This window comes from Pseudonocardia oceanicola (assembly GCF_047200735.1).
In the GTDB taxonomy this organism is placed as follows: Bacteria; Actinomycetota; Actinomycetes; order Mycobacteriales; family Pseudonocardiaceae; genus Pseudonocardia.
On record NZ_JBJZON010000005.1, the window covers coordinates 198,632 to 212,812 of the forward strand.

Here is a 14,181-nt window from a genome sequence, read left to right on the forward strand (position 1 = left end):
CATGCTGCCCGCACACTCGGCTACTATCCTAGTCCGTAGATAGTAGTAGTGGTGCACCGGGTGAGGCGGACATGCCGAAGAAGAAGGTCAGAAGGAGCCGGCCCGGGGGACGTCCAGGTCGAGCCGCGCCATCACCTGAGCCGACGCGCGCGGCCGGTTTCCTCGCCCGCCCGGCCGCAACGCCGACCGACGCCGCATTGTCGTTCCGAGCCCAGTACCGGCGTTGGGTTCTTCGTCGGGCCCTGGGCTGGGTCATCATCGTGGCCGGCGTGGCCATGGTGGTCGTGCACGTCGTCGCTCACCTTGCGGACCTGGAACTGATCAAAGGCCAGGACCTCCTCATCGGGTACCCGATGGGCGCCTTCCTCGTAATGCTCGGGATGGTCATAGCCACACGTCGATGACGTGAGCGCGCGGGCGGTCGCGATCCGGCAGGCTTCTGGTGCGCTACGGCGGCGGTTTCGCAGCCACCGAGATGTCGAGCGTTGGTCAAGCTTCCGCGGTACCGCGCGTCCGTCTCACATACACGACACGACCGCGAGTACGGCAAGGCTGCCCGCCCCGGTCAGAGCCGGAGCCAATGCGCCGACCGCGACGAAGCACACCTTCTCGCCGAGACGAGCGGACCAGGCGGCTGTCCGCCCAGCATGGCTGAGCCGGGCAAGCCGGAGCTCGATGGCGGAGGTCGCGGCACCTAGGGCCGCAGGCGGAAGTCCGTACCGGCCGCCGCTGGCCACGCGAACCAGGGCCTGGCGCACGACGGGAGCCCCGACATGGCGGGCAGCCTTATCGTCGGCGGCCAGCTCAATCAGCCGTCTGACCGCGGCCGGTGCCTGCCGGAACAGCGGAAGCACCGGGAACGCCGCGGCCAGAGTGTCGGCGAGCAACACCTGCAGGTGGTGACGTCCGGACAGGTGAGCGCGCTCGTGGGCGAGCACCGCGTTGGTTTCGGCAGGACTGAGGTGCTCGCGTAGCCCGGTGCTGGCCACGATCGCCTTCGTGCGTCCTCCGATGCTGAAGGCGAGAGGTTGCTTGTGCTCGAGCCAGAGAACCCCGTGTTCCCAGTGGCCAGCCGGTTCCAGCATCCACATCGTGGTCTCGGCCTTCTCCCGGACCGCACGCCGGCTGCGCACCACACGCCTGATCACTCGGATCAGACCGACGGCGATCATGGTGCCTATCAGCCCCCCGACGACGGCATCAGCGTGCATCCTGCTCGAGGTCAGTGCAGTCCAGCAGCTGGCCAGAAACCGGACCAACGGCGCGAGCTTCTCGCCGTGGCCGGGTACCAGCACGACACCGAGCGCGACCACGACACTGGAGGCAACGCCCGCCAGAAGCGACCACCAGACGTAAAGCAGCCCGGCGGGACTGGCGGGAGTGCGTTCCAACCCGCTGAGTAGGCGCGGAGCCAGGAAGGCGGTCAACACCGCGCCCAGCACCAGAACAGTCGCAAGGATCATTCGGGCTGGATCCTTCCTGCTCCGGCACGCCGCGCGCCACGACGACAGACCTGGCCGACGGTCACCGCCCCGCTGAGCCTACCGTGCCCGGTGTACCACTCCCGCGACGCGACCGGCCCGACTGTCGATGACACCGACCCGCACCGGTCGTGCGCGACACATGCGCCAGGTTGAGCCGGTTAGGACACGCCTGCGGGGCGGGCCTGGGCCCGGCGAATCCGAGCAGGGACGGTCGGCCACCCAGGCGAGCGGCTCCTCACAGCAGGCGCGCCCTCCCCGACGCCTCCTCGGCGAGCAACTGGTAGGTCGGGTCGAACAAGGCTGCCGGCCGTCGGTCTTCCTCAAACCCGGGGGCGCCTCCCCCGAAATCGGTGTCACTGGCTGGGCCACCCCCCTCGGCGATCACCGGCCTGGGCTCGTCCTGTCGACTGAGCGGCTCCGCCGAGAAGCTCGAACGTGCGGGAGCCGAGCCGGCCGGTCGTCCCGCAGCCGATGACCCCTGAGGCTGCGCTCGAAGCACCGGATGAGCACGGGGCGGGACTTTAGGACGTGCTGGTCTGGGGACGGACAGGCGCTGAGCAGGCTGCGGTGAGACGGAGACATAACGAATGGGCAGGGGTTGCGTGAGGCCCTCCGGGAACCACGGGCCGCCGTAGCGAGAGGGGGTCGATGCGTCGAGGTAGCGAGCAGCGGGTGCGAGGGGCGCGGTGCAATTGGTGACGTCGCCGGCGTCAGAAAGCGGCTCTGGGCGGTCCATATCGTTGTTGCTGTGTTGCGCGTCGCAGGGCTCGGCCGGTAGAGGCTGCGCTGTCAGTAGCCCCCGCCGTTGCAACATCGCCAACGCCGCCGCCGAGAACACCCCGATGATGATCAGGACCGCCCAGGGCGCGGGTGCCGCTCCTGCGCTCCTGGCAAGGTCGAGCGCCCAGCCTGTGCCGAGGTTGCCCAGAAGGATGCCGACGCCGCAGACGGTGTTGTAAAGGCCGTAGTGCGTGGCCACCAGACGCCCGTGGGACAACGTCACGATGGTGTCCATCTCGAAGGGGAAGACCACCGCCGTTCCCAGAGCCAAGATGGCCGCCGCCAGCAGCAGGCACACCGCGGCGAGGATTGGCCCGGCGGTACTGCGGGCGAGGGACGGCAGCACCCCCAGGAGGAGTTCGCCCAGCAGGATCGGCACGAAGGCAAGCGCAAGCACGAGCAGCCCCCGGCTGAGCGCCCGACCCGGCCCCCAGTGGGCCCGGCACCACGCCGTGACACCCATCTGGGCTGCGATCGTGACCCCCCCGGACACCGCGAACACGGCCGCGACCACGACCGTGGGGTCCACCGCCGCGAGTGCGATGGCCCGGGCCTGCAGGGGCAGGGCGAGATACACCTGGAAGGACAGCACGTACGAGCCGATCATGGCCAAGGAGAACAGGAGGAAGCCTCGGCTCGACGCGACCTGGGCCCATTGGCGGAGGACGGCGGACGATCCGCCCGTCGAGTCCTCGCCCTGCTGCGGATCGTCGCCGCGTCGTGCCGGTAGAGCCCGGAGCTGTAGCATCGTGAGCAGGGCGAACACGCCCGCAGCGACCAAACAGGTGATCGAGAACGCCAATCCGGTCAGCGCCAGCCCGACGAGGGGCCCGATCAGGATCCCGGTCTGGTAGAAGACGCTGAACAACGCGAACGCCTCGACCCGGCGTTCGCCTGAGTCCTGCGCCAGATAGGCACGCACAGCCGGGTTGAACAGTGCCCCAGCAAAGCCTGTGGCCGCCGACGCCGCGATCAGCGCGGGCACGTTGTCCACCAGGCCGAGCAGCGCGAACCCTGCTGTGCGCAATGCGCACCCGGCCACGATCAGCGGCTTGTAGCCGTACCGATCGGCCAGGCTGCCACCGATGAGGAACATGCCCTGCTGGGAGAAGTTGCGCACGCCCAGGATCAGCCCGACCAGCCACGTCGCCAACCCGAGACCTTGCGAGAGATGATCGGCTAGGTACGGGATGAGCATGTAGAACCCGACGTTGATCGTCAGCTGGTTCAGCAGCAGCAGCTGGACCGAGCGCGGAAACGACCGGTACTGGCTCAAGGTCCTGATCACGAGGGGGTCCTGCCTGCGGTGCGTGGGTCGATCACGGTCGAGCACCGGGTCCACCGGTCCACCACCCGCTCGTGCGGGTGGGCCAGCTCATCCGGTTCGAGGGCCGGCTCCTGGGCGAGGAGCCCATGACTCCGGCAGTACTCGTCGTTGTAGACAGTGTCGAAGTAGCGCTGAGGACCGTCGGGAAACACCGCGGCGATCCGGCTGTCCGGGGCTGAGGAGCGAGCCAGCCACCCGGCGACCAAGCCGACGGCGCCCACGCTCCACCCCCCGCTCGCGTAGCTGGCCGACGCCATGGCCCGGCACGACCACACGGCCTCGGCGGGAGCAACCCAGTGGACCTCGTCGAACGCCTCATAGTCGACGTTGCGCGGATGAATGCTCGAGCCCAGCCCCCGCATCAGGCGCGTCCCCGCAGGCTGCCCGAAGATCGTCGACCCCACCGTGTCGACGCCGACCACCCGCAAACTCGGAGTGAACTGGCGCAGCGTCCGAGCGATACCCGCCGAGTGCCCGCCAGTGCCGACCGAACACACCAGGGTGTCGATCTCGCCGAGCTGATGGCGCAGCTCGTGCGCCATCGGCCGATAGGCCTCCACGTTGTCGGGATTGCTGTACTGGTCCGGGCACCAGGCGCCAGGCTCGGCAGCGAGCAGAGCTTGAACCTTGTCGCGCCGAGCTTGCTGCCAGCCGCCTACTTCAGCGGGACGATCCACGGTGACGACGTCCGCTCCGTAGGCGCGTAGCAGCCGATACATCAACGGCTCCATACCCGGGTCGCTGACCAACGTGACCGGATGCCCGTGCGCGATACCGGCCAAGGCCAGACCGAGCCCGAGGGTGCCGCTGGTGGATTCGACGATGCGACACCCGGGGCGGAGCTCTCCGCGCTCGCGAGCGCATCGCACCATGTGCAGTGCCGGTCGATCCTTGATGCCCCCCGGATTGGCGCCCTCGAGCTTGGCCCAGAAACCGCGACCGCCGCCGGTGAACGGTGCGTCGATCCACACCACCGGGGTGTTGCCGACGGCGTCGCAGAGCCTGGGTGAGCGGTGATGCGGCGCAGCTGGGCGGACTGTGGACGCAGCAGCAATGTCAGTAATCATCAGACGGAACCTCGGGAGACAGGGCGGCGCCAGTGCGCCGCGGGGAGCGGTGTCGGCCGAAAGGCGACGAGACTGGCCGTCGCGGACCCGTCTCTAGGTCCGCGAGACCTCCACGAGCTGCAGCAGCGCCCGCCCGGCGACGGGCTGGGCCATGTGGGAGGCAGTTGTCGATCGCCCCTCGTCAAGCGACAGGCCAGGTGGCGGCCCCATCGGTGCAGCCGGCCCCGTGTCTGTCGCCGTCCGCTCAGCGATCCGCGCCGGTGTGGCCGCTGTTTGATGCTCGGGCCAATCGTGGCAACGAGGGACGCTGCCATGATCACCACTCGTCCCTGTGGACCTCTCCCCGTCCCCGTCCACGTCGCGAGCCTGGCTCGAGGCCGCGCCGGCCTCCGCGAACGGCGTGATCGCACCTAGCGTCAGGACAAAGGAGGCGTGCGGGTGTTCCGCCGGTGGCACGGCCAACGCCGTCGCGGGCTGTGAGGTGGACGAGTCAAACCCGTCGTCGATCGAACCGGCACCAGAGCCGCTGCAGGCTGGCGCGGGCAGCACGAGCGCCAGCAGGGCCAGCAGCAGGATCGCCTGGGGGCGGGGGACCCGGCGACCTCCCCCCGCTGGCCCGGGTCCGGGTCGACGGGTGCTCACAGTGACCGGACCGTATCAGCCAGTGAACAGCAAGGCCGCATGGCCTACTATTCAAGTCCGTAGATACGCTCTATCGTGCGACCGAGGAGGCTCCAGCCATGCAACCCGGAGGGATAGCGTGACCCTTGCGGCGACCGATCGCGCCGGCTCCCAGCTTCGTGTGCGTGCCGACCCTGGCGAGCAAGACACGGCCGGCCGATCCGTTGCCGAAGGTCGAATCGCCGGCGGCATCCCCGAAGCGCAGGGGCATCTCGTCCAGTTCTTCAGGCTCGGCCGTGCTGTGACGACCGGCCTACTCATCACGGCGGGTGCGGGCTTGCCCAGTGATGTCGTCCCGAATCCGATCTTCGCGCGGATGACGCCCGTACGCTGGTGGGACTACGCGCTGATCAGCGCCGCCGTGCTGCTCGGCGCGCTCTGGTCCGGCACCGCGAGTGACGCGCGCCGCCGACAGGCGGTCCGCTGGTCGGTTCTCATCGCCGGGGTCACCCTGCTTGCAGTGGGATGCCCCTCCTGCAACAAGGTCGCCGTGGCCCTCCTGGGGGATGCCGGTGCGCTGTCGACCTGGGGCACGCTCCAGCCGGTCCTGGGCTCGGCCACGCTTGTCGTCGCTGCAGTCGTCCTCATCGGAAGATCGACGCCTTCCTGGGAATCGCGAAGCGAGGCGAGGACTACTGGTCGACTCGGACTCTAAGGTCGAGCCTGACCAGGGTGTGCGGTGACCGCTGGGGCAGCTCGATTCGGAACTGCGCGGCAGTGAGGCCGGGCGCAACCGGACAGGAGGACGAGCCTCGGCCCGGCCTGGAGCAGTCGCTCGGATGCCGATCTCGGACGCGAGCAGCCGGCGCCGAGCGGCGAGGTAGTGGTGTCCGAGCTGCCCGCCCCGACAGCGAACGCTTGACCTCGTCTATCGGTGACCCGGTGCAGGTCAACTCGGCAGCATCAGCACTTCTGCTGCAGAGGCATGGCCCTTGTGAGCCGACACCTCCGACCCGAGCTCACCGAGCTCCGGTCGCCACGGCAACACTCGTGGCGACCGGGGCCGACCTGGGGTCACCGGCGGCGGCAGCCGACGGGCTTCGTGTGAGAGCCGCGGCCGCCGCCTCGGCGACTGAACCAGCCGTTACAGCGACGACAAGAGATTCTGCATCTCGCCGATCTCGGCCTGCTGGTCAGTGATGATCTTCTGGGCGAGCGCCTTCGCTTCAGTGTTCTGCCCACTGGTCAGTTCGGTCTGGGCCATCTGGATCGCGCCGTTGTGGTGCTCGGTCATCATCTGCAGGAACAGCCGATCGAAGTCGGTGCCCGAAGCCTGTCCGAGCTGCTGCATCTGCGCGTCCGTCATACCGCCCGACATGTTGGGCATGCTCGGCATGGCCGAGCCGCCGTGATTCATGCCTGGCATCGAGCCGGACATGCCGGCGTCTCCGGTCTCGGGCTCTCCCCACGCAGCGAGGAAGCCGCGCATCTGGTCGATCTCCGGCCCCTGGGCCTGTTCAATCTTGGTGGCCAGCTGCTTGACCTGCTCGTTGTTGGCCCGGTCGGTCGCGAGCTTGGCCATGTCGATTGCCTGCGTGTGATGAACGATCATCCCCTGCGCGAAGGACACGTCGGCATCGTTGTGCTCGGCGCTTACCGCGGCCGAGGACGGCGCCGCCGCCGTGGTGCTCGGCGCGGCGGTAGACGCAGGCTGAGTGCCGCCGCAGCCGGCGAGTAGTGCGGCAGCAGCGGCGGCTGTGGCGATTCCGAGGAGGGGCTTGCGGTACATCAGGAGGACTCCTTGAACGATGCGGATGAAGTCGGTGGCCAGCGCTCTTCCGCGCTGGAGGCCGATCAGTTCCGCATCACGCAGAGCCGAGACAAGCGTTCCGGTGTTCCTAGCGGAGGTCCCCGCGCACACACCACGCCGAGATGAACACCGCGTGGGCGAGCAGTTCGAAGGGACGCGCGCCCGGCCACGGCCACGAACGCCGCCGCAATCATCAAGCCGCCGATCAGGACCGCCAGACACAGGTGCAGCAGGGCGTGAAGTGCCGCGAGGGGATCGGAGTCCTGCGCCGTGGCGGGGCCATCTGCGGTTCGCCCAGAACCCGAGTCGGCCGCGTCCGCGTCGGGCGCCGCCTCATCGACCGATGACCGGGCGAGGCCAGCTGCCGCCCCGACGCTGTCCGACGCGCCGTCCGGGTGGTACGCCTGTGCTGTCGGGCTGGCACCGGGCATCGGCATCCCCGAATGTGCAAACCCGCCGGCGTGGGAGGACTGCCCGTGACCGCAGGCCGAGACAGAATGCATCGCGATCACGCCGAGGGCGACGAGCAGCGGCAGGAACAGCCAGCGCCACTGCGCACGTCCTCCCGTCTGCACAGCCACGACCCTACCGACCCCTTCGTCCGGCAGCGCGCCGACCCTCACCTGCGACAACCGCCGACAGCGGCGCGGGCGCGGGCCGGGTTGTCGGAGGAGGGCACGTGCACGGTGCGCAGCAGCTGGGCTTCCATCCGGATCACCCGACGTAGGAGACGACGGTCATCATGCCCGCCTCACCGTGATAGATGTTGTGGCAGTGCGTCAGCCACTGGCCGGGGTTGTCGGCGTCGAAGTCAACCTCGATGGTGGTCTTCGGCAGCACATTGACGGTGTCCTTGCGCGGGCCCGGGACGGCAGCGTTACGCACCTGGAAGGTGTGGCCGTGCAGGTGCATGGGATGGAACATCGAGGTCGTGTTGACGAAGCGCAGTCGGACCCGCTGCCCCTCCGAGACCGGCAGGCCGCGAGACGGGTCGTAGGTCTGACCGTTGATCGTCCACGTGTAGCGATTCGCCGGGCCGGCGATTTCCAGGTCATGGACGACATCCGGTGTCCGGTCGGCCAGGACGACCTGTTCGGCCGCCACCAACCCCGCGGCGGCAACCGTCGGCCGGGAAACAAGATCGGCGACGGCCGCCTCCACGGTCGTGGTGGACCTCGGGCCGACGTTCAACGTGACGTGAGCCGCGCCGCCCTTGCCCTCTGCAATCCCCACGAGCGGGAGGCTCTGGTCAGAAAGGGTGATGACTGCGTCGACGCGTTCGCCCATCCCAAGTAGGACGGTGGGAGCCGAAACGGGGCGCACCGGGAAACCGTCGGTGTGGGTGACGGTCATCGGGACCCCGGGGACTCCGACCCGGAACGCGGTGTCGCCGCCAATGTTGATCATGCGCAGGCGGATTCGCTGGCCCGGCTTGCCCCCGAACGTCTGGGCCGCGGCGCTCACCCTGCCGTTGGCCACGTAGTAGGGGTAGGAGACATCGCCGGCGTCCCCGCCGAGCGCCTCGGATTGGGGCATCTGCATGCCCTCCATCTCTCCCATACCTTGCATGTCACCGCCCATGCCGCCCATGCCGCCCATGCCGTTGGCCTTGAGACCGGCGAGGACCTGGTCGGGATCACGGCCGGTTCCGTCGACCCAGTCGTCGAACACGACGACGAGCTCATCGTCGTAGTCGCCGGGCTCGGCCGGGTCCTCGACGATCAGGGTCCCGTACAGGCCCCGGTCGAGCTGGGTGCCCACGTGCGGATGAAAGATGTAGGTGCCGGGGTCAGGGGTGGTGAACTCGTAGCGGAAGGTCATGCCGGGGGCGACGGGGTCCTGGGTGAGCACCGGAACGCCGTCCATGTCGTTGCGTAGGGCGATGCCGTGCCAGTGGATGGTCGTCGGCTGCGGCAACGAGTTTCGTAGGTCGGCGCGAAGCAGGTCGCCGGCGCGGAGGCGGATCTGCGGCCCCGGGACGGCGTCGCCGTAGCTCCAGGTGTTGACCGTGACACCGCCGAGATCGACCGGACCGGGCCGAGCTTCCAGCGCGACCGGAACGATCTTCTGATCGGCGGACTGCCTGGCTCGCTCCAGATCGAGCACACGGGGCGATCCGGCGCGAACGGGAGCCGGCGACGGACTGCTTGTCGTGCAGGCACTGATCAGTGCGCCTGTCCCGGCTGCGCCGGCGAGAGCCAGGAACCGGCGGCGGGAGATGCGAGAAGACATGGAAGGGCTGCTCCTTGGGCTTGCGGATGAGATCGAACCGGGAGGACCGGATCGATCAGTTCCGCAGCACGCAGAGCTGGGCGAGGCGAACCGAGGTGGGCGGCGGGCGTGGAAGCAGCCCGACGACAGCTCCGCCCAAGCGCGCGGAGCCGCCCGTGCTCGACCCGCCCGACCACACCAGCAACGCTGTCAGCACGATGGCGACGGTCGCGAGCACCGCCAGGCAAGCGTGTCCGAGATCGGTCATCGGGTCGGTGGACGTCCGATCGACAGCCGTTGCCGAGTCGACTGGGCTGACAGACCCCTTCGGCGCCTCGAGGTGGACACGGCCCATCGAGCTATGCGAGGTCGTCATGCCTGACGCCGGCACGCCGTCGCGCTGGGCGGCGTCCGCCCAAGGGCTCGCGAGGTCAAGGGGGTCGGTCCCCTCCGCGAACGAGACAGCCGCGGACATCGCGGAATGCAGGGGCTGCCCGTTGTGGACGGGTGCGTGGGCGAACGCGACGAGCGCGTGCATCACCAGCAGACCAAAGATCAGCAGCAGCGGAGCCCGCTGCGCCGATCTTGTGTGGTCTGCCATGAGCCCTACGATAGTCAACCGCGGCAGTCGGGGGTCGAAGCCCCGCGTCCTGGATCGGGCGAGGTCGAACGAGCACCTGCGATACACCCGCGGGAGATGGCGGCGGGCGTGACCGGCCGGTTCAGCTCCCCGCAGCCGTCCCGGTCGTCCTTGGTATCACTACTGCGTTGGCTGGGCCGGAGCCCGCAGCGCCTCGATCACCAGGTCGAGTAGTCGCTCCAGGGCCGGCTGCGCGGGTTCGCCGAGCGACTGGGCGGCGCTCATCGCGCTCAGGCAGAACGCGGCCAGCTCGGACGCGGGAACGTCGTCGCGCGCCGCCCGTTGGGTCTGCGCCTCACTGAGGTGCCGGGCGAGGAGCTCGGCCAGGCGCCGCTCAGCGCGATAGACATGCGTCTCGCCGTGCAGGCCAGCGTCAGCATGATCGGGTTGGGTGCCGAGTCCAGGTGGACTGTGTCGAAGGCGCGTGCCATAGGCCCGCAGGCCTGCGCGGAGTCGGCCAAGCACGTCCTGCTCACCCGGCGCCCCGTGTCGGGCCGATGGAGTGAGTGCCTGCTCGACGTGGGCGAGATGCTCGTCGATCAGCCGCTCATGCCAGGCGAGCAGGAGTGCCCGAACGTCCGGGAAGTACTTGTAGAGGGTGGCGCGCCCGATCCCGCTGCGCGCCGCGACGCCCGACATCGTGACCCCGGTTAGGCCCTGTGTCGCGGCAAGGTCGGCAACCGAGTCGAGGACTGCGGTGCGTACGGCCTGCTTGTGCCCATCGATCGTCTCCGTCCACAGCCTCGGCACGCCCGAAATCTACAGCCACCACACGCCCTAGACATAGCGACCATAGTGAGACATACTGTCTCGGAAAATTACGGAGGTAGTCGGATGAAGTTCCGTCGGCGGCCCGGTGGCCCGGCGGGCCGGCATTTGGGCCGGGCGGCCGCGGACCTGCCCGAGGGTCGGCAGGCCGGCTCGGAGGGGTACACCGAGCCGCTCGAGGTTGCCGGACCCGGCCGGGCGGTCCCCCGCTGGGTGAAGGTGTTCGTCCTGGTCGCCGCGGTATTAGTGATCCTGCTGCTGGTCGTGTTCATGACGGGACTCGGCGGCCACATGGGCCCGGGCGACACCTCGGGGCTCCGCCCGATCAGCTGAGTACCGATGTCACCTGGGCGCAGGGGCCTGCCCTGTCGGCGCGGTGAGATGACCGACGTCGGAACGACCGGAGTGGCGCCATCTCGGCCGTTGCGTCGCGTCGCACGCAAGACAGCGCTGACTGCGCATGTGCTGTGTTCGGTGGGCTGGGTCGGTGCGGTGGGCGCGTTCCTGTCCCTGGTCGTCGTCGCCTCGACCACGATCGGTGCGAGACGGGCGGCGCTGTTGGTGGCGGCGGTGGTGGTGACGCAAGCTGTGATCGTTCCTCTGGCGTTGGCCTCGACGGTGAGCGGGGTGCTGTCTTCGCTGCTGAGCCCGTGGGGGCTGGTGCGGCACTACTGGGTGCTTGCCAAGCTCGCGCTGACGGTCGTGGCAACGGTCGTGCTGCTCCTACAGCTGCGTCCGATTCTCGAGCTGGGCGCGCAGCCCGTCCTCGATCAGGCACCGGGGCCCTCACCCACCGCGACGGTCTCGACGTTGCCCTCGCTACTGGTACATGCCGGCGGTGGTCTCGTGGTGTTGGTCGTCATCACCATCCTTGGCCTGTGGAAGCCGCGCGGGCAGATCCGACCCCACCGCCCCAGCCGCTCCACGCAGACCGCCAGGTGACGCCGAATCGGGGCCCGGCCATTCTGCAGGTGTGGCCCAGCCGACTCCGCGTTCTGCGCCGAGCCGGCGGCCAGGCTGGCGGCGTCGTGATACCGGGCGCGCTCGTCGAGTCGTGGGTTGCCCGTATGCCCGTGGCCGGCACGTCGACCGTGTCGATGTGCCGGCCACGAGGCACCGGTCGATCGGAGATCGACTCGGGGAAGACCCGGCTCACCCCGCGCTAGGCTTGAACTTCCTCAGCCGCAGGCTGTTGCCCACGACGAACACCGAGCTGAACGCCATCGCGGCGCCGGCCAGCATCGGGTTGAGCAGGCCCGCGGCGGCCAGGGGTAGGGCGGCGACGTTGTAGGCGAAGGCCCAGAACAGGTTGCCCTTGATCGTGCCTAGGGTGCGTCGGGACAGCCGGATCGCCTCGGCCGCGGTGCGCAGGTCGCCGCGCACCAGGGTGATGTCGGCGGCCTCGATGGCGACGTCGGTGCCGGTGCCCATGGCCAGGCCGAGGTCGGCCCGGGCGAGGGCGGCGGCGTCGTTGACCCCGTCGCCGACCATGGCCACGACCCGGCCGCGGGCCTGCAGGTCCTCGATCACGGCGAGCTTGTCGGCCGGCAGCACCTCGGCGATCACGCTGTCGGGGCCGGGGTCGATGCCGACCTCGCGGGCGACGGCCTCGGCCGCGGCGCGGTTGTCACCGGTCAGCAGGACCGGGGTGAGCCCCAGCCCCGTGAGCTGCGCGATCGCCTCGGCCGAGGTGTCCTTGACCGCGTCGGCCACCACCAGCACCGCCCGCGGTTGGCCGTCCCAGGCCACCGCGATCGCGGTCCGGCCCCGGGCGGCCTCGGTCCGGACGGTCTCGGCGAGGCCGTCGGTCAGGGGCTGGCTCCAGTCCTGCAGCAGCCGCGGGCGCCCGACGAGCACGGCGTGCCCGTCGACCACACCCTGCACGCCCAGGCCCTCGTGATTGGTGAACTCCGCGACCACCGGCAGCGCACCGACCCGATCCTGGGCAGCGCGTGTGACTGCCTGGGCGATCGGGTGTTCCGAGGCGTTTTCCAGTGCCCCGGCCAGCCGCAGCACCTCCTGCTCATCGACGTCCTCGGTGGTGTGCACGCCGAGGAGGGTCATCCGGCCGGTGGTGACGGTGCCGGTCTTGTCCAGGACCACCGTGTCGACCCGCCGGGTCGACTCGAGCACCTCCGGACCCTTGATAAGGATACCCAGCTGGGCGCCGCGGCCGGTGCCGACCAGGAGCGCGGTGGGAGTCGCGAGTCCGAGGGCACAAGGGCAGGCGATGATTAGCACAGCCACGGCGGCGGTGAAGGCGGCAGCGGCCCCGGCTCCGGTGCCCAGCCAGAATCCGAGGGTGACCGCGGCGAGGGCGATCACGATCGGCACGAACACCCCGGAGATCCGGTCGGCGAGCCGCTGGACCTGCGCCTTGCCGGTCTGGGCGTCCTCGACCAGTTTGGCCATCTGGGCGAGTTGGGTGTCGGAGCCGACCCGCCCGGCCTGCACGACCAGCCGGCCGCCGGCGTTCACAGTCGCGCCGACCACGTGATCGCCGACACCGACCTCGACCGGGACGGATTCTCCGGTGAGCATGGACGCGTCGACCGCGGAGCTGCCCTCGACCACGGTACCGTCGGTGGCAATCTTCTCGCCGGGCCGGACCACGAACCGATCGCCAACCGCGAGCTGCGCGACGGGAGCCCGCTCCTCGACGGTGGTGCCGTTGCGCTCGCGCAGGATGGCGACGTCCTTGGCACCGAGCTCGAGCAGCGCGCGCAGGGCCGCGCCGGCGCGGCGCTTGGAGCGGGCCTCGAAATACCGCCCGGCCAGGATGAACGTGGTCACCCCGGCGGCGACCTCGAGGTAGATGTTCCCGGCACCGTCCGACGGGCTGATCGTCAGCTCGAACGGGTGGGTCATGCCGGGCATCCCGGCGGTGCCGAACAGCAGCGCGTACAGCGACCACCCGAACGCCGCCAGGGTGCCCAGCGAGATCAGGGTGTCCATGGTCGCGGCGCCGTGGCGCAGGTTCGCCCACGCCGCCCGGTGGAAGGGCCACGCCCCCCACACGATCACCGGCGCCGCCAGGGTCAGCGAGATCCACTGCCAGGAGGTGAACTGCCACGCCGGGACCATCGCCAGCGCGACGACCGGCACCGACAGCACGGCCGACACCAGCAGCCGTTGCCGGGCAGCGATGAGCTCGTCCGGCTCGTCGCCGGCCTTATCGGTGCTGTCGACGATGTCCCCGCGGGTGGACTCCGGTGCGGCGGGCGGCTCGGGGAGCCGCGCGTGGTAGCCCGCGGCCTCGACCGTGGCGACGAGGTCGTCTGGCGAGAATCCCTCCGGGGCGCTGACCTTGGCCTTCTCGGTGGCGTAGTTGACCGTGGCGGTCACGCCGTCGAGCTTGTTGAGCTTGCGCTCAATCCGGTTCGCGCACGAGGCGCACGTCATCCCGCTGATGAGGAGCTCGACCTCGGTTATAGGGTCGGCTCCGGCGCCGGTGCCTACCGGCGCCGACCTCG

At 69.6% G+C, this 14,181-nt stretch carries 12 protein-coding genes; 4 read left to right on the plus strand and 8 right to left on the minus strand.

Annotated features, from left to right (window positions below):
* Positions 1-71: 71 nt before the first annotated feature.
* On the plus strand, positions 72-404 hold the full coding sequence (locus ACL02T_RS10510) for a hypothetical protein (RefSeq protein ID WP_412830448.1): 333 nt from the start codon (positions 72-74) through the stop codon (positions 402-404).
* A gap of 114 nt (positions 405-518) precedes the next feature.
* Here the strand turns inward: ACL02T_RS10510 and ACL02T_RS10515 are convergent, their stop codons facing one another.
* From ACL02T_RS10515 to ACL02T_RS10525, 3 genes are all read right to left on the minus strand, one after another.
* Positions 519-1,463, minus strand: coding sequence for a M56 family metallopeptidase (locus ACL02T_RS10515; protein ID WP_412830449.1), 945 nt, complete (start codon positions 1,461-1,463; stop codon positions 519-521).
* 256 nt (positions 1,464-1,719) lie between these two features.
* A complete protein-coding gene (locus tag ACL02T_RS10520; RefSeq protein WP_412830450.1) occupies positions 1,720-3,552 on the minus strand; it encodes an MDR family MFS transporter in 1,833 nt (610 codons plus the stop codon).
* A complete protein-coding gene (locus tag ACL02T_RS10525; RefSeq protein ID WP_412830451.1) occupies positions 3,549-4,658 on the minus strand; it encodes a PLP-dependent cysteine synthase family protein in 1,110 nt (369 codons plus the stop codon). The genes ACL02T_RS10520 and ACL02T_RS10525 overlap by 4 nt, the downstream gene beginning before the upstream one ends.
* 760 nt (positions 4,659-5,418) lie before the next feature.
* Here ACL02T_RS10525 and ACL02T_RS10530 point away from each other — a divergent pair.
* Complete coding sequence (locus tag ACL02T_RS10530) at positions 5,419-5,994, plus strand: hypothetical protein (RefSeq protein ID WP_412830452.1); 576 nt, start codon at positions 5,419-5,421, stop codon at positions 5,992-5,994.
* A 429-nt stretch (positions 5,995-6,423) separates the two neighbouring features.
* On the opposite strand, the gene ACL02T_RS10535 is transcribed toward ACL02T_RS10530, so the two are convergent.
* The 4 genes from ACL02T_RS10535 to ACL02T_RS10550 all read right to left on the minus strand — a co-directional run bounded on the left by ACL02T_RS10535 (position 6,424) and on the right by ACL02T_RS10550 (position 10,690).
* Positions 6,424-7,068: a DUF305 domain-containing protein gene (locus ACL02T_RS10535; RefSeq protein WP_412830453.1), complete on the minus strand. Its 645-nt coding sequence runs from the start codon at positions 7,066-7,068 to the stop codon at positions 6,424-6,426.
* Positions 7,069-7,803: 735 nt separating this feature from the next.
* Positions 7,804-9,195: a multicopper oxidase family protein gene (locus ACL02T_RS10540; protein WP_412830454.1), complete on the minus strand. Its 1,392-nt coding sequence runs from the start codon at positions 9,193-9,195 to the stop codon at positions 7,804-7,806.
* Between the two features lie 181 nt (positions 9,196-9,376).
* Positions 9,377-9,901 (minus strand): hypothetical protein, encoded by a 525-nt coding sequence (locus ACL02T_RS10545; RefSeq protein WP_412830455.1) that lies wholly within the window; start codon positions 9,899-9,901, stop codon positions 9,377-9,379.
* A gap of 159 nt (positions 9,902-10,060) precedes the next feature.
* Positions 10,061-10,690 (minus strand): TetR/AcrR family transcriptional regulator, encoded by a 630-nt coding sequence (locus ACL02T_RS10550; protein WP_412830456.1) that lies wholly within the window; start codon positions 10,688-10,690, stop codon positions 10,061-10,063.
* An 84-nt stretch (positions 10,691-10,774) separates the two neighbouring features.
* Between ACL02T_RS10550 and ACL02T_RS10555 the strand changes: the two genes are divergently transcribed.
* Together ACL02T_RS10555 and ACL02T_RS10560 are read left to right on the plus strand one after the other, a co-directional pair.
* Entirely contained in the window at positions 10,775-11,041 is a 267-nt protein-coding gene (locus tag ACL02T_RS10555; protein WP_412830457.1) for a hypothetical protein, read from the plus strand.
* Between the two features lie 48 nt (positions 11,042-11,089).
* Complete coding sequence (locus tag ACL02T_RS10560) at positions 11,090-11,650, plus strand: DUF2269 domain-containing protein (protein WP_412830458.1); 561 nt, start codon at positions 11,090-11,092, stop codon at positions 11,648-11,650.
* 210 nt (positions 11,651-11,860) lie between these two features.
* On the opposite strand, the gene ACL02T_RS10565 is transcribed toward ACL02T_RS10560, so the two are convergent.
* Positions 11,861-14,110 (minus strand): heavy metal translocating P-type ATPase, encoded by a 2,250-nt coding sequence (locus tag ACL02T_RS10565; protein ID WP_412830558.1) that lies wholly within the window; start codon positions 14,108-14,110, stop codon positions 11,861-11,863.
* Positions 14,111-14,181: the final 71 nt, after the last annotated feature.